The 16,735-nt window shown below is 30.6% G+C and carries 19 protein-coding genes; 1 reads left to right on the forward strand and 18 read right to left on the reverse strand.

The annotated features are described in order from the left end of the window. Positions 1 to 97: 97 nt before the first annotated feature. The 14 genes from DW761_RS13175 to DW761_RS13245 form a co-directional block, all read right to left on the reverse strand. Positions 98 to 940 (reverse strand): radical SAM protein, encoded by an 843-nt coding sequence (locus tag DW761_RS13175; RefSeq protein WP_117454064.1) that lies wholly within the window; start codon positions 938 to 940, stop codon positions 98 to 100. Continuing rightward, positions 933 to 1,649 (reverse strand): DNA alkylation repair protein, encoded by a 717-nt coding sequence (locus DW761_RS13180; RefSeq protein WP_117454065.1) that lies wholly within the window; start codon positions 1,647 to 1,649, stop codon positions 933 to 935. Before DW761_RS13180 ends, DW761_RS13175 begins: the two co-directional genes overlap by 8 nt. Positions 1,650 to 1,725: 76 nt before the next feature. Next, positions 1,726 to 2,742, reverse strand: coding sequence for an aspartate--ammonia ligase (gene asnA / locus DW761_RS13185; protein WP_117454066.1), 1,017 nt, complete (start codon positions 2,740 to 2,742; stop codon positions 1,726 to 1,728). Positions 2,743 to 2,839: 97 nt separating this feature from the next. Further along, positions 2,840 to 3,484, reverse strand: coding sequence for an ABC-2 transporter permease (locus DW761_RS13190; RefSeq protein WP_117454067.1), 645 nt, complete (start codon positions 3,482 to 3,484; stop codon positions 2,840 to 2,842). Further along, entirely contained in the window at positions 3,478 to 4,341 is an 864-nt protein-coding gene (locus DW761_RS13195) for an ABC transporter ATP-binding protein (RefSeq protein WP_117518430.1), read from the reverse strand. The genes DW761_RS13190 and DW761_RS13195 overlap by 7 nt, the downstream gene beginning before the upstream one ends. A 45-nt stretch (positions 4,342 to 4,386) precedes the next feature. Beyond that, positions 4,387 to 4,764, reverse strand: a complete 378-nt coding sequence (locus tag DW761_RS13200) for a GntR family transcriptional regulator (protein WP_117454069.1) — start codon at positions 4,762 to 4,764, stop codon at positions 4,387 to 4,389. Between the two features lie 128 nt (positions 4,765 to 4,892). After that, positions 4,893 to 5,168 (reverse strand): hypothetical protein, encoded by a 276-nt coding sequence (locus DW761_RS13205; RefSeq protein WP_117454070.1) that lies wholly within the window; start codon positions 5,166 to 5,168, stop codon positions 4,893 to 4,895. 59 nt (positions 5,169 to 5,227) lie between these two features. Continuing rightward, entirely contained in the window at positions 5,228 to 5,689 is a 462-nt protein-coding gene (locus DW761_RS13210) for a GNAT family N-acetyltransferase (protein WP_117454071.1), read from the reverse strand. A gap of 272 nt (positions 5,690 to 5,961) precedes the next feature. Beyond that, positions 5,962 to 7,128 (reverse strand): ABC transporter permease, encoded by a 1,167-nt coding sequence (locus tag DW761_RS13215; RefSeq protein WP_117454072.1) that lies wholly within the window; start codon positions 7,126 to 7,128, stop codon positions 5,962 to 5,964. Positions 7,129 to 7,131: 3 nt separating this feature from the next. Then, positions 7,132 to 8,031: an ABC transporter ATP-binding protein gene (locus DW761_RS13220; RefSeq protein ID WP_117454073.1), complete on the reverse strand. Its 900-nt coding sequence runs from the start codon at positions 8,029 to 8,031 to the stop codon at positions 7,132 to 7,134. A gap of 13 nt (positions 8,032 to 8,044) precedes the next feature. Further along, complete coding sequence (locus DW761_RS13225) at positions 8,045 to 9,397, reverse strand: hypothetical protein (protein ID WP_117454074.1); 1,353 nt, start codon at positions 9,395 to 9,397, stop codon at positions 8,045 to 8,047. An 861-nt stretch (positions 9,398 to 10,258) separates the two neighbouring features. Beyond that, positions 10,259 to 10,876 (reverse strand): ATP-binding cassette domain-containing protein, encoded by a 618-nt coding sequence (locus tag DW761_RS13230; protein WP_117454075.1) that lies wholly within the window; start codon positions 10,874 to 10,876, stop codon positions 10,259 to 10,261. 533 nt (positions 10,877 to 11,409) lie between these two features. Continuing rightward, positions 11,410 to 12,057: a hypothetical protein gene (locus DW761_RS13240; RefSeq protein ID WP_117454077.1), complete on the reverse strand. Its 648-nt coding sequence runs from the start codon at positions 12,055 to 12,057 to the stop codon at positions 11,410 to 11,412. A 399-nt stretch (positions 12,058 to 12,456) separates the two neighbouring features. Further along, positions 12,457 to 13,689, reverse strand: a complete 1,233-nt coding sequence (locus tag DW761_RS13245; protein ID WP_117454078.1) for a helix-turn-helix domain-containing protein — start codon at positions 13,687 to 13,689, stop codon at positions 12,457 to 12,459. Positions 13,690 to 14,007: 318 nt separating this feature from the next. On the opposite strand from DW761_RS13245, the gene DW761_RS21770 reads away from it, so the two are divergent. Then, positions 14,008 to 14,931 carry a collagen-like protein gene (locus tag DW761_RS21770; protein ID WP_270324846.1) on the forward strand — a complete coding sequence of 308 codons (924 nt, stop codon included), beginning with the start codon at positions 14,008 to 14,010 and terminating at the stop codon, positions 14,929 to 14,931. 46 nt (positions 14,932 to 14,977) lie between these two features. On the opposite strand, the gene DW761_RS13255 is transcribed toward DW761_RS21770, so the two are convergent. The 4 genes from DW761_RS13255 to rsxE are packed head-to-tail and all read right to left on the reverse strand — an operon-like array spanning position 14,978 to position 16,733. Next, on the reverse strand, positions 14,978 to 15,295 hold the full coding sequence (locus DW761_RS13255; protein WP_117454079.1) for a (Fe-S)-binding protein: 318 nt from the start codon (positions 15,293 to 15,295) through the stop codon (positions 14,978 to 14,980). Positions 15,296 to 15,313: 18 nt separating this feature from the next. Continuing rightward, a complete protein-coding gene (locus DW761_RS21040) occupies positions 15,314 to 15,487 on the reverse strand; it encodes a hypothetical protein (protein WP_158552256.1) in 174 nt (57 codons plus the stop codon). A gap of 1 nt (position 15,488) precedes the next feature. Beyond that, positions 15,489 to 16,070 carry an electron transport complex protein RnfA gene (locus tag DW761_RS13260; RefSeq protein WP_117454080.1) on the reverse strand — a complete coding sequence of 194 codons (582 nt, stop codon included), beginning with the start codon at positions 16,068 to 16,070 and terminating at the stop codon, positions 15,489 to 15,491. Between the two features lie 3 nt (positions 16,071 to 16,073). Beyond that, a complete protein-coding gene (rsxE, locus tag DW761_RS13265; RefSeq protein WP_117454081.1) occupies positions 16,074 to 16,733 on the reverse strand; it encodes an electron transport complex subunit RsxE in 660 nt (219 codons plus the stop codon). Between the last annotated feature and the right edge of the window lie 2 nt (positions 16,734 to 16,735).

The raw sequence follows: 16,735 nt of genomic DNA on the forward strand, positions 1-16,735 counted from the left end.
AAAGTGGTACCTAGTGGGAAATTCACTAGATATCACTTTTCATTGTTGTCAATGCCCTTAACTTATTGGCATTGGAAATGAACAAATCTTCTCTTTTTTACGATGCATTTTTCTGTTTCTTTTCTTCTACCAGTTCTTCATGGTAAAAATAATTGATATGTGGAATCTTATGTTCCATACAATAATCATGAATATCCTTCGCAAGACTTTGCCAATAAGATTTATCTTTTTTGTGATAGATTTGATCATATAAATCCATATATTGAGGGTAATCTGTTTTTATGATATCCAAAATTTCCTTCTTATAGGTTCCTCTCAAATTTAAATTTTCAAACCAGAAACAATCAACGAAATCCCTGCTTTTCTCTATGATGCCTTTCCAATCTGTCAACATGGGAAAAATTGGCGACATAAATAAAATGGTATAAATTCCATGTTCATGTAGTTGTTTTAAAGTAGAAAAACGATCCTCTATCGTACTAGCATGATCCATTTTCCTTCTAAAATCTTCATCTAATGTATTGATAGACATGGATACAGTACAATGTTTACATTTCGTTAAAAGATCAATATCCCTTAAAATCAGTTTTGATTTCGTAGAGATATTTAACGTGCAATCAACATCCCTTAGTTGTTTTAAAATTGAGCGGGTCTTTTCATATTGTTCTTCGATAGGCTGATAACAATCCGTCACGGATGATAGAAACACGGTTTTCCCTATCAGCTTTTTGGTATTCATTAATTTATCGCAATGCTTTACATCCACAAAACTTCCCCACGGCTCTTTATGTCCGCTAAATCTTTTCATAAAACTAGCATAACAATAACGACAGCCATGTGCACAGCCTGTATAAGGATTAATCACATAATCACTATCAGGAAGATTAGATTTCGTTAACAAATCTTTGACCTGAATTTCTTTTACAATTATCTCATTCATCTTTTTCTTTACCCATCATGGAATCTGCGGAAATTAGCCTTCCCCTACCTTCTACCTTCACAACATTTTCCAGTTCTTTTAAAGCATCTTTCGCAATCCATTGCTGGGGCTTACTGCCCTCTTTTAACTCATGTGCCAGCAAAATAGCCTTTTCATTTTCTGTGAAATCCTTCTTTCCAATCTCACGTAATGCCCATGAGGCAGCTTTCTTTACATGATCTCGATCATCATCACTATAATTTTTTACCATATCCAAATACTCATCTATGGTATCTTCTGTGATTTTCTTATTATGAATAACATCTGCGACCATTAAGGTAAAAGCACCGCGTTTTTTATATGTATCATTGGATATGATCCATTCATTGATCAGCTCTGTGAACCCTTTGATTTTCACAATCAGATTCTTACATAAATGATCGCATAAATCCCAGGATATCACATCATCCATTAACTTAGCAGCTTCCTTGATGGTTAATGTCTTTTTATCAAATAAAAGCACTGCCAGTAATCTTGCCTCATGATATCCACTTTCCCATAATGCATATGCCAATGCATTTGATTTTTCAATGGTTTTCGCTAACTTGCGAACTTCTCCTGTTGATACGCCAATGCTATTTGCTTCCGGAATACCCATTTTCACAACATTAGCCTTATATTTTTCATTAGACATACCCTGTAACTGCGTTATTATTTCTTGTACTTCCATTTTCCTCACTCACTTTCCCAAATATTTGTAGTATCATTATACCATAAAAAAACAGGATATATGAACTTCTATCCTGTTATAGTAATGTAATATGGTGTTCTTCACAGACTTTCACCATTTCATCATCCCACTGGCTTACCTGTACTTCACCAATGTGTGCTTTGTTCAATAGAATCAAACAGATACGGCTTTGACCAATTCCTCCACCAATGGTTAATGGCAATTCATCGTTCATCAGCATTTGATGAAATGGGAGTTGTAAACGTTCTTCACAACCAGCTTTTTTCAACTGTTCCTGTAATGATTGTTTATTTACACGAATGCCCATACTACTGATTTCAATAGGGCAATCCAGAATTGGATAATATAATAAAATATCACCATTTAATGCCCAGTCATCATAATCCGGTGCACGACCATCATGTTTTTGACCACTTTTTAATACATCACCAATCTGCATGATAAATACTGTTTTATATTGCTTGGTAATTTCATATTCTCTTTGTTTCGGTGTTAAATCAGGATAACGGTCTTCCAATTCTTGAGAAGTGATAAAATAAACATCTTCCTGAATAAAAGGCTCTAGATTTTCAAATACAATATCCAGTTCTTTTTCCGTTTCCTTTAACGCTTTCATAATATTACGAACTGTCATTTTCAAAAATTCAACATTACGGCTTTTTTCATCAATGATTTTTTCCCAGTCCCACTGATCCACATACGTAGAATGAAGATTATCCAAGACCTCATCACGTCGTATTGCATTCATATCGGTATAGATACCTTTTCCAATATTCATGTTATAGCGTTTTAACGCCATACGTTTCCATTTTGCCAAAGAATGTACGATTTCAATATCTTCATCTTTGATTTCTTTTATATCAAAATCAACTGGGCGTTCAATCCCATTTAAATCATCATTTAAACCACTGCTTTTTCTTACATAAAGCGGTGCACTGATACGCATCAGATTCAAATGATGCGCCAGTCTTCTTTCAAATAAATCCTTGACATATTTAATCGCTATCTCTGTGGATATGATATCCAACTTGTTTTCATAATATTTTGGTATCAATAAATCTTTTGCGGCCATATCATCTCTCCTCACTATACAGCCTCTATTATACCGTATTTTGTTTCTAAAATATATCTTTTTTTGAAAATATTTTCGTAATAATTTTCATTTTTTATCATTCTATAGATTTTATTTCATAAATTTTTAAACTAAGGAAGTATGAAAGAATAAATAATACTAGGGATATCGCTAAAAATACGTAAACATACATATTTAAATCTGTATATTGAAAAGAAATCGTTGTGTATTTAATAATCAAAGCACCACCACCAAAGATTAAAAACATCAAAATCATACACGTAAGCATCGCCATTTCCAGTTTTTCTCCTTTATAATAATAAATACTTGGAAAAAACAATGAAGCATAAAATAATGGCATAAGTAAGGCAATCGCCATTCCTAATTGCAAAGTAAAGTGATGATTTGTTTGTGAAAAATTTGTTATATTCATATAAACAACACCAAATACAAAGGAAAATAATGCACCTATACCCATTAATATAGCAAATGTCAGATATCTTGCGAATACAACATTTTTTGCAGATATTGGTAATGTCATACATTTTTTATTCCATTTTAAAGCTGCATCACATTGAAAACTTCCCGTGATTGAAAATGCAAAGAATACAGGTAAACTAATCACCATAATCATTCCATAGTTAAAAAAGATTGCGACCACCATAATAAAGATAGATGATAATATAATTGACCTTAAGGAAGCTTTTAAATTGATAAAATCCCGATATAATAGCCCTAACATACTTTTCTTTCTCCTTTCGCATACAGCAACATGATATCATCAATACTTGGCTTATCCATAATGATATCCTTATATTTCTTTTCCATTTTGTCCTTATGATCTACCAAAATATCAACTGAATAATCATGTTCTAATTTAGCAATAATATCTTCTTCATCAATCAATGAAGCTTGGTTTTTGCTACAACGCATAATACCAAAGTTCTCTAATAATTCATCTTTAGATTTACTAAAGATCACACTGCCTTCATGAATATAAGTGATGTAATCAGCAATTTTTTCTATATCTGTAGAGATATGTGAGGACAACAAGATAGAATGATGTTCATCTTGTACAAAATCAAGAAAAATATCTAATATTTCATCTCTTGTGACAGGATCTAAACCACTCGTTGGTTCATCCAATATTAATAACTTCGCCTCATGCGATAATGCCATGGCAATCGCTAATTTCATATGCATGCCTCTTGAAAAATCTTTAATCAACTTATCTTCTGGCAATGCAAATCGTGAATGACACATTTCAAAAAATTCATCTGCATGCCAGTTTTTATAAATTTTTAGCATCATCTTATTTATTTGTTGGATATTCATAGTATCAAAATAATTATTTTCATCAAATACAACGCCGATGTCATCTTTTAAAACAGGATCTGTATGTTTTCTACCCAGCACTTCGATTTCACCATCATCCAGTTTTAATAAATTTAAAATGCATTGAATCGTGGTTGTTTTTCCAGCACCATTTTCACCAACAAACCCCATAATCGTTCCTTCTGGTACTTCCATATGTATGTTTTGTAATGTGAATTGAGGGAATATTTTATTCACATTTTTTATAATCAAACTTTGTTCCATCTTTGTGAATCCTCCTTGTCTATTTCAGCGATATCAATTAGATAATCATTCATCATCTTGATAAAACATCGTCAATAGCTCTATCATTTTTTCTAATGAAACAGCACTGCTTCTTCCTAAATCTGCAGCATCCATAAGCTTTTGTTCGATCTGGCGTAAGTGTTCCTCTTGGATAAAGTCCTTGTTTTGCGCAGCAACAAAGGTTCCTTTTCCAGTTACCGTTTCAATAAAGCCATCTCTTTGTAATTCTTCATAAGCTTTTTGGCCAGTGATTACACTGATATGTAATGATTTTGCCAGCGCGCGCATGGATGGCAGCATTTCTCCGGATTGCAATTCTCCACTCATAATCATTGCTTTTATCTGTGAAATAATCTGTTCATAAATAGGCTTACTACTGTTATTACTGATAATGATATCCACATCATCACTCCTTCCATTAGAAAAGTGTAATATAGTGTACTTATTGTACAAGTACACTATATTACACTTCATAAGATATGTCAATCTCCAATCATGATTTTTCTAAAAAATTCGCTCAAACTATATATCTACATTTCATCAATTTCAATTTTATATTTCAATTTTGATCCTTTTTTTATTTTAGATGAAATCAACTTATCCAGCTTACATACAGCTTCATTTTCATCATTACTATTAAACCAATATATCCAATTATCCTCTAAATCTGCTTCATTACTTGTGGAATCAAAAGATATATTTTGAATCTGATCTGTTATAAAATCTATTACATCCACATCGATCATTAATTCTTTTTCTACATCTAAATCATGATTGCCATAATCAAAAAAACATAGTTTAATCATCTTTACCTCCTGCCCTATTCACATTATTTAATTTAACATGATGTGAATATATTTTCAATCTATTTATATTTTCGATAAATAAACAGGTGTTCTATTTTCTCTTTTTGAAAACCATTGTGCTCCAATACTTTCTGACTAGCAATATTTTTTTGATCTACCATTGCATATATACAAAAAACAGGCAATTTATCAAATGCTTCCTTGCATAGTAAAGATACTGCTTTACTCATAATCCCCTTTCTCCAATATTTGACTCCAAGCCAATATGAAAGCTCTGCAGAATGTTCATTCTTCACCTGTGCGCTGATAAAACCCGCAACGTTTCCATCTACGATTACAGCACGATATAAAAAGCGTTTCGGATCTGCATTTTGATAAAAGTAAATCGTACTCATTGCATTTAAAAATGTATCTGGATAAAAATATCGAAATAATCGTTCTTTTGACAAATATGGATGTTTTGATAAAGAATGTAAAGCAAACGCATCTTCCTCATTCCACTCTCTAATTTCAACAAACATAAAAACACCGCCCTTTTCTTATAAGTATGCACAATTATCCATTTTGATATACAAAATAGGTATTCGCATATTCTTAATATTTTTTAGCGCATAGCTTAAGTAACGGTGAAAAATTATTGAGAACAATCATGAAAGCCAAAAATGAGTTAATATAAAACCGTAAAAAACGAAAGAGGAAGATTCATGATAATAATTGATTCTTCCTCTTTTATTAACACCCTTTTCTATAAGTATTAGAAATCACTTATAATATAGAGTTTCATATAGCTTGACTATCCTTTTAAATCGCAATAAACAAGATATAAATAATTAATGAAAAAACATAGGATACCTATCAAAGCCAACATGCCAAATGTTGATAACTGCGACACGTATTGTGTTTCACTATATAACTTTTCTAATTGATAAATATTTATCAGATTGGCATGTTCACTTAAACCAGCAAAGACCATCGCAATCAATAGTGTAAAAATTACCAGCAAACTCAATTCGGTTTTCTTCGCAAAAAATGAAACAGTATGGATTACAATCTCTAATATGCTAATATACAGAATCTGGCGTAATAGAAATTTTATCAGCAGTGATGAAGTTGTTACATATGTAAACACCTGATCAGCGGATGTTTGTACACCATGCAGCATTGTTTGATTCACTGCTACAATGATTGGTTCCCCAACTCCATATTGAATATATGCACATGTAGCAAGGGTCACAATCATCAAGAAGAATAGACCAAGACTCATGATGATCTGCACAAGTAATTTAGATATATAAATACTTTTTCTTTGATATGGTTGAATGAACGCCAACCGATATGTTTGATTTTCAAATTCCGATGACCAGATGTTAAAATTCACAATACACAAGATAAACAGAATCAGAAAAATCGTCGCATCAGAGCCAGAAAATATTTTATATAAGACATAATTGACATCTGGCACATTCTTGACCACTTTCTCTTTGATATGCTGTTGTTCATAACTTTCCCGTAATTTTATGCGATTATTTAAATCTTCAGGTGTATTACGATAAATCTGCATATTCATTGGTTCTATTCGATTTTCTTCTAAACGTAAAAGGTTTTCATCCCGCTGCTTTTCCAAAGATAACAATTCCTCATCAAATCGTCCATCTGTATTATTGTTCCATAGATTCATTTCTTTTGCTAATAATTGATATTCTTTATCATATATATCATATGCTATCTTTAAATCTTCACTATCATCTATTTTCATATTCATTCCATAAATTCTCATCACCGAGCTTACATCTGTATATTCATTTTTTAAATTTACGTATTCTTTTTCATAATATGAGAGATAGCTTTGATGGTAATAAAATTCATAAAACAATACGCAACAGCCCATCAGACATAAGAATGCACAGATTTTTTTTCTTGTAAACCACCTTCGACACTCATTTTTTATTAACTGTTTCATACGCTATTTCTCCGCATTTCGATATAAATTTTTATAATACTGTTCCAAATGGTCTGCACTATTCACTTCTATGATATCAATATTTTCACTTACAACAGCCTTAAAGAATGCATTCAATATCTGTGGAGTATCAAAACGAATGGATACATGTGTACCTTCTTCTCTTATTTCTAAATTCATTTTTTTACATACTTGTCTTGCTTTTTCAATAGGTTGTAATTGAAATGTATAATATTGCATTTGTTGTAAAGCTTCAGTAGTAATAGAATTCACGATTCTGCCATCTTTTATAAACACGATACGATCACATATCTTTTCTACCTCATTTAATTGGTGAGAAGATAATAAGATACTTGTATTTCGTTTTCTTAAATCCAATAGTTTTTCTCTAAACTCAAACGTCGCCTGTGGATCTAATCCATTTAATGGTTCATCCAACAATAGCAGTTTGGGAGAACCAATCAATGTCAATGATAGCATTAAACGTTGCTTCATTCCCATTGAATATGTACGTACTGGTCTTTTTAAAGCTTCCTTTTTTAATCCACTTAATTCATATAACTCCTGTAGATTTTCTTTTTTCTCTTTTCTCCAATTTGCCACCATCGAAAAATGATCATATCCATTTAAGTCTGGAAATAAAGCAGGTGCCTCAATACTTGCTCCTAAATACCGCAAAGCTTCCACATGGTGATCATACATATCTTTTCCCATAATATATACCATATCTTTAGGAACTTTGAATAAACCTGTTATACATTTCATGGTAGTAGATTTACCTGCTCCATTTGGCCCCACAAAACCTACGATTTCATTTTCAAATACTGAAAATGAAATATCATGCAAAATTTCAGTTTTCCCAATCTTTTTTTTCAGCTTTTTTACTTCTAATATAGTTTCCATCTCATTTTTCTCCTTATTCAATACTGCATTTATCTGAAATGATTTTATTAAACACAATCAATACCAGCCATGTTGCTATTAAAATCAAAATCGCATGTAAATAAGTAATCGTAGCTCCTCCACCAAGTATCTTGAATCCATTTTCCATACTAAATGGATTTATTGACAACGCATGTGGATAGAACAATTGTGAAACAAATAAATATCCTACCAATACAGAACCTGTCATAATGATATAAGGAACCTTTCGCAACCAGAAAGTAATACTTACTGTGACTGTAATAAATGTTATTATTTTCATAGTTAACAATAATACAGCTAAGCTCATATTATTTAAAAAAGTTGTCATTTGTACTTCTGATGGTATTGACACTTCAAGTGTTTGTCCAAGATTCTCTTTTGTCGGAAGATAAGACAATCCGACATAATTTATTACATCGCCATGATCAAATAATTGAAAGCCTGTTAATCCATCTTTATACATGAATACTGGTTGTCGCAATCCATCAAAACCATATTGAACCCCTAGTAATAAAACAGGTATCAATAAAGACAATACAATAATAAGCAAATAAGTTAGAGCTATCATCATGACCTGTTTCATCACGATTCGAAATAAAGAAGTTGGTTGAATACACATCAGATACAAACGATGATCTTTTCTTAGCATCATCACACAGGAAATCGTATATAACATGCCAATCATCACAATGACTGTTTCTGCGTAACTCTGATCTCCTAAATGATAAATCAGATAGCTCCAAGGATTTATATCTTTTTCTGTTACTTCCACCATATCTTGATCTAACATTTTAAAATAATACTCTAATTTCTGACAATTAGCTTTATATTGAATATCCTTTGTTGCGACACCACCAAGTTTTGATAATCTTTTGGTATCAAAGCCAAAAGCCTCCTCATTGATAAAATCTTTATGATTTTCTATTTCTAATGAGTATTTTTCTTGATAATAAGGATAAACTGTATTTCCATCTGCATAAAGATTGATTTCCAACAAAGTTTCTAATATATTTAATTTTAATATAATTTTTTTATAATCTTTTAAAGTTTTATCCTCATCCATTTGATCGTAGGCTTGATGATGGAAATTAGCTAAAGCCAAATTATTCTTATAAAGAATTTCAAATACCTCTTTGTATTTTGGAGAATCTGTTGATTCTACATATGATGTCAATCCCATATAAAATAATTCTAAATCCTTCATTTCCTGTTTGATCGATTCTTTTGTGACAACATCTTCTCTAGTTACAAAATTGTATAATTGAAACATATTGAACATCAACAAAATGATAAAACAAAAGACTGTCGTTTTTGTCTTTAAAATGTATTTCATTTCTTCTCTCATAATCAATATCCTTTCTTTTAGACTTTTTAGCTAAACGATGATATAAATTTAAAAATCACTCAATACTATCTTGTATTCCTACTACTCCTTGTTTTGTAATGCTCATTATAATTTAGTGATAGATTGAGATATTTTTCTAAAGAAAGATAATAGCTAGCTTTCTGATACCTTTAGTATACTATATTAACATAAATTATACTATATGAAATTATCAAATACAGGAATCATAGTTTATATTAATAAGTGCCTTATTTAATAGAAAGTCTCAAAAAAAGAGCTTTACTAAACATCTTGCTTAGCAAATGCCCTATCTTTTTTGTTAACTGATTCTTTATAGTATAAAGTACTTTATTGAAAAAAACGATGTTGATATTTCAAAAATTATTAAACAAAGTTTTCTTAATTCAAAATATATAATACAAGCATTTCAAGATAAAAATACAAAATGAAAAAATGATTATCAATATGTCTTGAGAAATACTTCCTAAAAATCTATTTAATATGAAAAATACAGAAATGATAATTGAAAAATATAAAAGGGTTATTCCTAATAAAATTTCGCCACAAGCTATATAATTTAAAATGCATTGTGAAATACCTAGTAAAACGAAACAATATAATATTTTTTTCAATAACAATGTATAATAATAATCTTTACTTGATCTGATTACTATTTCATTATACATTTTCACATAGTAGTATATATTGTCAATCAAGAAATAACCATTTGCCAATATAAGAGTTAATGTGAAGACCAATTCAATCATTCTTTTCGGAACAAAATAAACCATAAGAATATAGTTATCTCTGTTGAAATAAAAAACAAATATTAGCGTAATAAATATGGCGGTTATTATAAATCTATACTTTAATATTTGTCTTTTCAATTAGATGTCCTTCTTCCATATCATACAATTTATTAAAATTTATATTTGAAACACCATCATGTGCGCATATTATACATGTTTTTCCCATTTTATTCAATTCAGAGATTAGTTTGTCAAATGATTTCATACTAGCTTTATCAAGACCTCTAGTTGGTTCATCAAATAATATAAAATCCTGATCTTCCATTACTGCTTGAATAATACCTAATTTTTGACGCATTCCAATACTATATTTTTTAACTATAGTTTTATCCTCAATATCAAGTTGAAAATCTTTAAATAATGAAGAAACCAGTTCTTTATCAAAACTTCCTGTTAATTCCATTAGGAACTTCATATTATATAGAGCTGATTCATTCTCAATAAAATTAGGATTTTCAATAAAAGCTCCAATTTTGAGCGGTTTTTCAAAAATTATAGAGCCTTTCTCATAAGACATTAGCCCAGATATAATTTTTAAAAGTGTTGATTTCCCACATCCATTAATGCCTTGTATTAAAATCAAATCACCCTTATCTATACAAAAGTCTAAATTCTTTATCACCTGTTTATCCTTGAATTTCTTTGACAATCCTTTAATTTCAATTAACATTTTACTTCCTCCTTTTTTATATTTGAAAAAATAATATCGGAACAATTACATAATGGAATACAATATTAAATATAAAAGGCACTATAATATAAAGAGTACTTTTTTGTTCTATGATCATATAATTAAAGAATACTTCATATAAAGAGAAGATCACTAAATTAAGAATAATAAAGACGAAATATGTAGAAACTATAGAAAGGGTATTTATGAATAATAAAGAAAGAAAAATATATGTTGTGAAAAAATATAATGTCAGACCTTTGAAAGACATCTTATAAAGTTGAAAATAAAAATTGTTCTTTCCTATTCTAATTAAAACCATATCTCTAACATTCTTTAATACACCCATTTTCTTTACTTGTAATAAGAGAAATGCATTATTTACCAAAATAGTTATAGTGTTATTCGTTATTAACCATTGATCGATTGGCGTGGTATAATTACTTTCTATAAAATATCGCCTAAAATAAAGTTGTATCAAAGATAGAAAGAATAACAAGAAATAAGGCGATTTAAATAATCTTCTATATAAACTAACCATTTTTAAGCTTCTTTCTAATAAATACATTCAGTAATAAGCTAGTCGCTAATGGATATATGATTGAAAATCCTATCATTGAAACAAAAAGCCATAAGACCATAATTCCTCTAAATATATATTTGTTTTTTATAAAGTATATAATTGAGAACCAAAAGCAGCTAAATACACCTGTTCCTATAGAAGAAGTGATTATATACGCTAGTAAATTTACTAAGGCTTTATCACCAAATATTGCATGTGTTGATACTGAAGAAGTGAAATTTATATTAGATTTTAAAAAATGTATTTCTAAAACGAATACAATCTCAACTATAATTCTAAGTAAAAAAGTCAAAATCAATATTTGAAGAATAGCTCGTAAATAATATTTCTTATATCCTATTCTTAATAAACAAAGATTATCGTGTTTATTATGATAATCATCATAATAATAAATCAATAGCAATGATGGAATAAGTATTATCAAAAAAATTGTATAAAATATTTCTCTACTAGAATTTTGAATTGAGAAATAGATATTATAACCTAAATTAGGTTCTGTAGGAACGTCCGCCAACATTAATAATATATTTTGAATAATTATAATAACTAAGGCAAGGAGTAGACCTCGCTTTACTATCTGTTTATATTCAACTTTCATTTATAAATCGCCTCCTTTTATATGAAAGGAAGCAAAACATAGTAGCATTACTTCCATGATGATATACATTACCCTTATGAATTACATAAATGTAAGCAAATCCAGTATCCAGTAGTATCTGTTTTTCAGATCATGCTTACAAATGAAATACATAACAGGTAAACTAACATCAAAGCCACAGCAATGGTAAGTAATACCTTAATTCTTCACATTTTTGCATACTGCATGTAATGTACATGAAATTCTACTAAGTTCGCTTTCATTAAACAAATGAGCATCCTTTGTTTATGGTCATAGTATATAATATGTAAATAGAACAATCAATACAGGTCTAATAAAAGCAGTTAACTCATTTTTGAAATTTTTTTTATATTTGATGAATAATATTCTTTATTTGATTTACGCCTCATATAATTTGATTTTTTCTTTTAAATATTTATTAGAAAGCTTGTATTTTCCAATTTCTTCATAATACTCTATTAATTCATCTAAAACAAATACCCTCAAATCTACATCATATTTTAAATTGTCATTAGAATGAGTTTCCAAAAGAAGATGTAAATATTCTTCATTCTGTTTTTCGTTATTTATTTTCATATGTAATATTTTAGTTTGCTGTTTAAAAAGAATTGTCTTTATATTATTAATATTACTTTCATAATACTCATTAAAATCTTTTTTGTTAGATAATTCATAATAAACATATAGTCTCATAAATATAACATTATCATTTACTATATTAATTTCATCTAATATATGTAAAGCTTCTTCATATTTTTTTAAACTAATGTTCGATTGTGCCAAATTAATAAGGAGTGTTTTTTTAAAATTCTCATTTAACTGATAATTATTCAATATTTCTTTTAGAACTTTTTCAGCTCTTTCCAATTCTCCACATCTCCCTAATATTATAGCTTCTTGTGCTTGCGAATATATTATGCGTTTAAAATTCCCATCACATTTAAATCTCAATATTGATTTTTGAATATTAAGTAAAGCAATTGCTACACTGTTTTTTAATGATTGTGTTATTGATAATTGATAATATGTTATTCCTGTTATATCCTTAAATTCACCAAATTTTAAAGATTCTAATAAAAAAGATTCACTTTTATCACAATTTGATTTTTGTCTATAGTATATACCTACAAAAGTATAGCATATACTTCTGTCTTTTATCTCAAATATATTAATGTTATCTAACAATGATTTCATTAAATAATCTAATTCACTATCTGTTTGGTTATTCATGGAAACATTATAGACAAATTTACTTAGGCAATAACGTGGAAATGCTTTATATGATTTATAATCTTCTTCTTCGTTTCTCATTTTGCTATATAAAGCATCTCTTTGCTCTTGTAAATTATAAAATATATAGTGCAATAAATCATCTACATCTTGCTGCAAGCATAAACCTTTTTCTAGATAATTTTGATAATTTAAATTTAAACAAGTAAAAATAGCGTCAATAGTATTATTTAATTTTTCTGATGGTATTACTCTGCCACTTTCTATTTGACTCAGGTAAGAGCGACTAAAGTTACATTTATAAGCTAATTGGCTGATATTCAAATTACGTCTTTCTCTTTGCAATTTTATATATTTTCCTAAATATACTAAATCTTCCATTTTCAAATCCTCCTATTCTAGAATTATAATTTCCTGTATTTATGAATATATTTGTCGATTCTAAGAAATATTAGATCTACACCATTCTGATATATCTTCCACATTTTTCATAATATTTATCATAATACCATTTATGGTTAAATTTATTCATTATTTTACTTCATTATAACAGAATAAAAATAGTTTTTGTATCAGTTTTTAGAAAGTCAAGCTGAATACAAAAATACTATATAACGTTTGAAATTATACTATATACAAAACAGGTTATTGCATATACTTTAAAATTGTATATACATAACCTGTAATGGAGGTGAAATCATGTGTGATTTTAATAACATATACGATGATGATATATGTTGTGGCTGTTATTACTACAGGGGGCCAAAAGGCGATAAAGGTGATACTGGACCTACGGGACCAAGTGGAAGTACTGGAGCGACTGGACCTACTGGAAATACTGGAATTACAGGCGCTACGGGTGCGACAGGCAGTATTGGAATCACCGGAGCAACAGGTCCAACTGGTGCCACTGGAAATTCAGGAATCACTGGTGCGACCGGGCCTACTGGCCAGGATGGAATTCCTGGACCAACAGGTAATACTGGATTAGCAGGTGCGACTGGACCTACAGGAAACACTGGAATTACTGGTGCTACTGGCCCTACTGGAAATACCGGAGTTACAGGACCAACTGGACCAACTGGAAATACCGGAGTTACAGGACCAACTGGACCAGAAGCTGTTAGTATAGGATGTGTATGTGTTCAACAAATGCGAAATGTCATTGAACAGTTAATTACCTTATATCCTACAGATAACGTTGTTGTTTCTATGGAAAGTGGCAATAATGCAAGCGGTCGTTTAGGTTCATTATTGCCTGCACCAAATAGCAATCCAAATGCTGGTTTATTACAATTAGTCAATGCCCAGGGTGTTCCACAGGAAGCAATATCGCTATGTCGTATTGCGGCAATCAGAATAACGAGTGCCACATACAATGAGGCGATTTCGTATTTACCAGCACCATCCCCACTTCCTACAAGCTGCGATGCAAACTGTGAGTCTGCTGTGCAATCATATCTACCAGTAAATACAACGAATGTATCTATTAATGCAGGTGGTCAGACTGTTGGACAGGGCACAGTTCATGTAAATGCATTTGGTATGGTCGTACTGGTATCCAATGGAAATTCCGATCCTACCTTTGTTTCCACATGTAAAACAGAAATTATCACAAAATAAAAAAATAGAGGCATATGTAAATAAACATTGCCTCTATTTCATTTGTTTAAGGTTTTACCTTTACACAGACACCATCTGGTCCCGGTGTATTATTTAAGTATTCAGCGATTGCAGCTTTCTGATCTGGTTTACATGGTTTACAAGTACCAACGACACTGATTTCACCATTTACCAAAGCTTCAGCAAGTCCGCTACATCCAGCATAACCACAGCTACCACAGTTGTAGTTAGGAAGCATGCTTGATACTTTTTCAATACGTTCATCAACTTCAACACTTAAAAACTTATCAGCGATACCTAATCCCAGTCCAAGAATTGCTCCTAGAACAAGCATCATCGCAATCGCAGTAATTACTGTTTCCATGGATTCCTTGCCCCTTTCTTATTCATCATGTGCAGGGTTGTTACAGCAGGATAGGTCATGACAGCCATTGCACTCTGCTTTTAAATTTTCGCATCCTTTAGGTAAAGGTGTTTTATGATTTAAATAATAAACCAATGCATATAGCCCACCTAAGATACCTAAGTAAATGACAGATTTTAATATGATATCCATTTTATACCAATCCCATCAATCCAGAGAATGCCAGTGCCATGATTCCTGCTACGATCAAAGCAATTGGATTTCCTTTGAATGCTACTGGAGTATCACAAGCCTCTAAACGCTCACGAATTGTAGAGAAGATATAAAGTACCATTGTGAAACCTACTGGAATCGCAATAGAATATGTCAACATTTCAATGAAATTATATCCATTAGTAATATTGTTTAATGTTACGTTTAATACAACACAGTTTGTTGTAATCAAAGGCAGATATACACCTAACGCTTTATATAATACTGGACTTAATTTTTTAATGATCATTTCTACTAACTGAACCAAAGCGGCAATTACCAGAATGAAAGTAATCAAATCCATAAATTCTAGATGCAATGGTGTTAAAATACCATAATACAAACCATAAGTAACGATAGATGCTACAACGATAACAAAGGTAACAGCAGCACCCATACCAATAGCAGAGCTGCTCTTCTTGGAAACACCCATGAATGGACACATACCAAGGAACTGGTTTAAGACGACGTTGTTAATGAAAACAAACGTGATCAGCATAACGAATAAATTACCCCAATCCATACCTTATTTCGCCTCCTTTTCCAGTTTTTTAGCTTTATCAGCCTGATGATTCTTATAGGCAGCAAGTGCAGCTGCCAAAATAGCGAATGTACAGAAAGCACCAAATGGTTGTGAGAACATAGAAATTGTGAATTCCTCTGGAATAATACGAATAGAGAAAATATTCTGTGTTACATCAAATGGATTGTCAAATGACAAGATACCAGTTGCGATAATCTGACGAATTGCAGACATTACAATAATACTTGCAGTATAACCAAGACCCATTCCTAAACCATCTAATGCAGAATCCAGCGGTTTATTTTTGCTGGCGAATGCTTCTGCACGTCCTAAGATAATACAGTTTACAACGATTAATGGAATAAATACACCCAGTGCACTATCCAAACTTGATGCGTATGCTTTGATTAACATCTGAATAACTTTAACCAGTGTCGCAATAATTACGATATATACTGGGATACGGATTTCAGATGGTGTAATGTTACGAATCAATGAAATGATAACATTACTCATGATCAATACCAGAATAACGGCAACACCCATACCAATGGCATTGTTTAAGGTTGTCGTAATCGCTAATGTAGAACATAAACCTAAATAAAGTGAGAATACAGGATTTTCACGGATGAAACCTGCTGTAAAATTTTCTTTACGATTCATTA

This window comes from Absiella sp. AM29-15 (genome assembly GCF_003434225.1).
Taxonomy (GTDB): domain Bacteria; phylum Bacillota_I; class Bacilli_A; order Erysipelotrichales; family Erysipelotrichaceae; genus Hoskinsella; species Hoskinsella hominis.

Excerpts from the sequence above, each read along its gene's own strand:
- DW761_RS13175 (WP_117454064.1), bottom strand. The coding sequence starts at position 940 with ATGAATGAGATAATTGTAAAAGAAATTCAGGTCAAAGATTTGTTAACG.
- DW761_RS13180 (WP_117454065.1), bottom strand. The coding sequence starts at position 1,649 with ATGGAAGTACAAGAAATAATAACGCAGTTACAGGGTATGTCTAATGAA.
- asnA (WP_117454066.1), bottom strand. The coding sequence starts at position 2,742 with ATGGCCGCAAAAGATTTATTGATACCAAAATATTATGAAAACAAGTTG.
- DW761_RS13190 (WP_117454067.1), bottom strand. The coding sequence starts at position 3,484 with ATGTTAGGGCTATTATATCGGGATTTTATCAATTTAAAAGCTTCCTTA.
- DW761_RS13195 (WP_117518430.1), bottom strand. The coding sequence starts at position 4,341 with ATGGAACAAAGTTTGATTATAAAAAATGTGAATAAAATATTCCCTCAA.
- DW761_RS13205 (WP_117454070.1), bottom strand. The coding sequence starts at position 5,168 with ATGATTAAACTATGTTTTTTTGATTATGGCAATCATGATTTAGATGTA.
- DW761_RS13210 (WP_117454071.1), bottom strand. The coding sequence starts at position 5,689 with ATGTTTGTTGAAATTAGAGAGTGGAATGAGGAAGATGCGTTTGCTTTA.
- DW761_RS13215 (WP_117454072.1), bottom strand. The coding sequence starts at position 7,128 with ATGAAACAGTTAATAAAAAATGAGTGTCGAAGGTGGTTTACAAGAAAA.
- DW761_RS13220 (WP_117454073.1), bottom strand. The coding sequence starts at position 8,031 with ATGGAAACTATATTAGAAGTAAAAAAGCTGAAAAAAAAGATTGGGAAA.
- DW761_RS13225 (WP_117454074.1), bottom strand. The coding sequence starts at position 9,397 with ATGAGAGAAGAAATGAAATACATTTTAAAGACAAAAACGACAGTCTTT.
- DW761_RS13230 (WP_117454075.1), bottom strand. The coding sequence starts at position 10,876 with ATGTTAATTGAAATTAAAGGATTGTCAAAGAAATTCAAGGATAAACAG.
- DW761_RS13240 (WP_117454077.1), bottom strand. The coding sequence starts at position 12,057 with ATGAAAGTTGAATATAAACAGATAGTAAAGCGAGGTCTACTCCTTGCC.
- DW761_RS13245 (WP_117454078.1), bottom strand. The coding sequence starts at position 13,689 with ATGGAAGATTTAGTATATTTAGGAAAATATATAAAATTGCAAAGAGAA.
- DW761_RS21770 (WP_270324846.1), top strand. The coding sequence starts at position 14,008 with ATGTGTGATTTTAATAACATATACGATGATGATATATGTTGTGGCTGT.
- DW761_RS13255 (WP_117454079.1), bottom strand. The coding sequence starts at position 15,295 with ATGGAAACAGTAATTACTGCGATTGCGATGATGCTTGTTCTAGGAGCA.
- DW761_RS21040 (WP_158552256.1), bottom strand. The coding sequence starts at position 15,487 with ATGGATATCATATTAAAATCTGTCATTTACTTAGGTATCTTAGGTGGG.
- DW761_RS13260 (WP_117454080.1), bottom strand. The coding sequence starts at position 16,070 with ATGGATTGGGGTAATTTATTCGTTATGCTGATCACGTTTGTTTTCATT.
- rsxE (WP_117454081.1), bottom strand. The coding sequence starts at position 16,733 with ATGAATCGTAAAGAAAATTTTACAGCAGGTTTCATCCGTGAAAATCCT.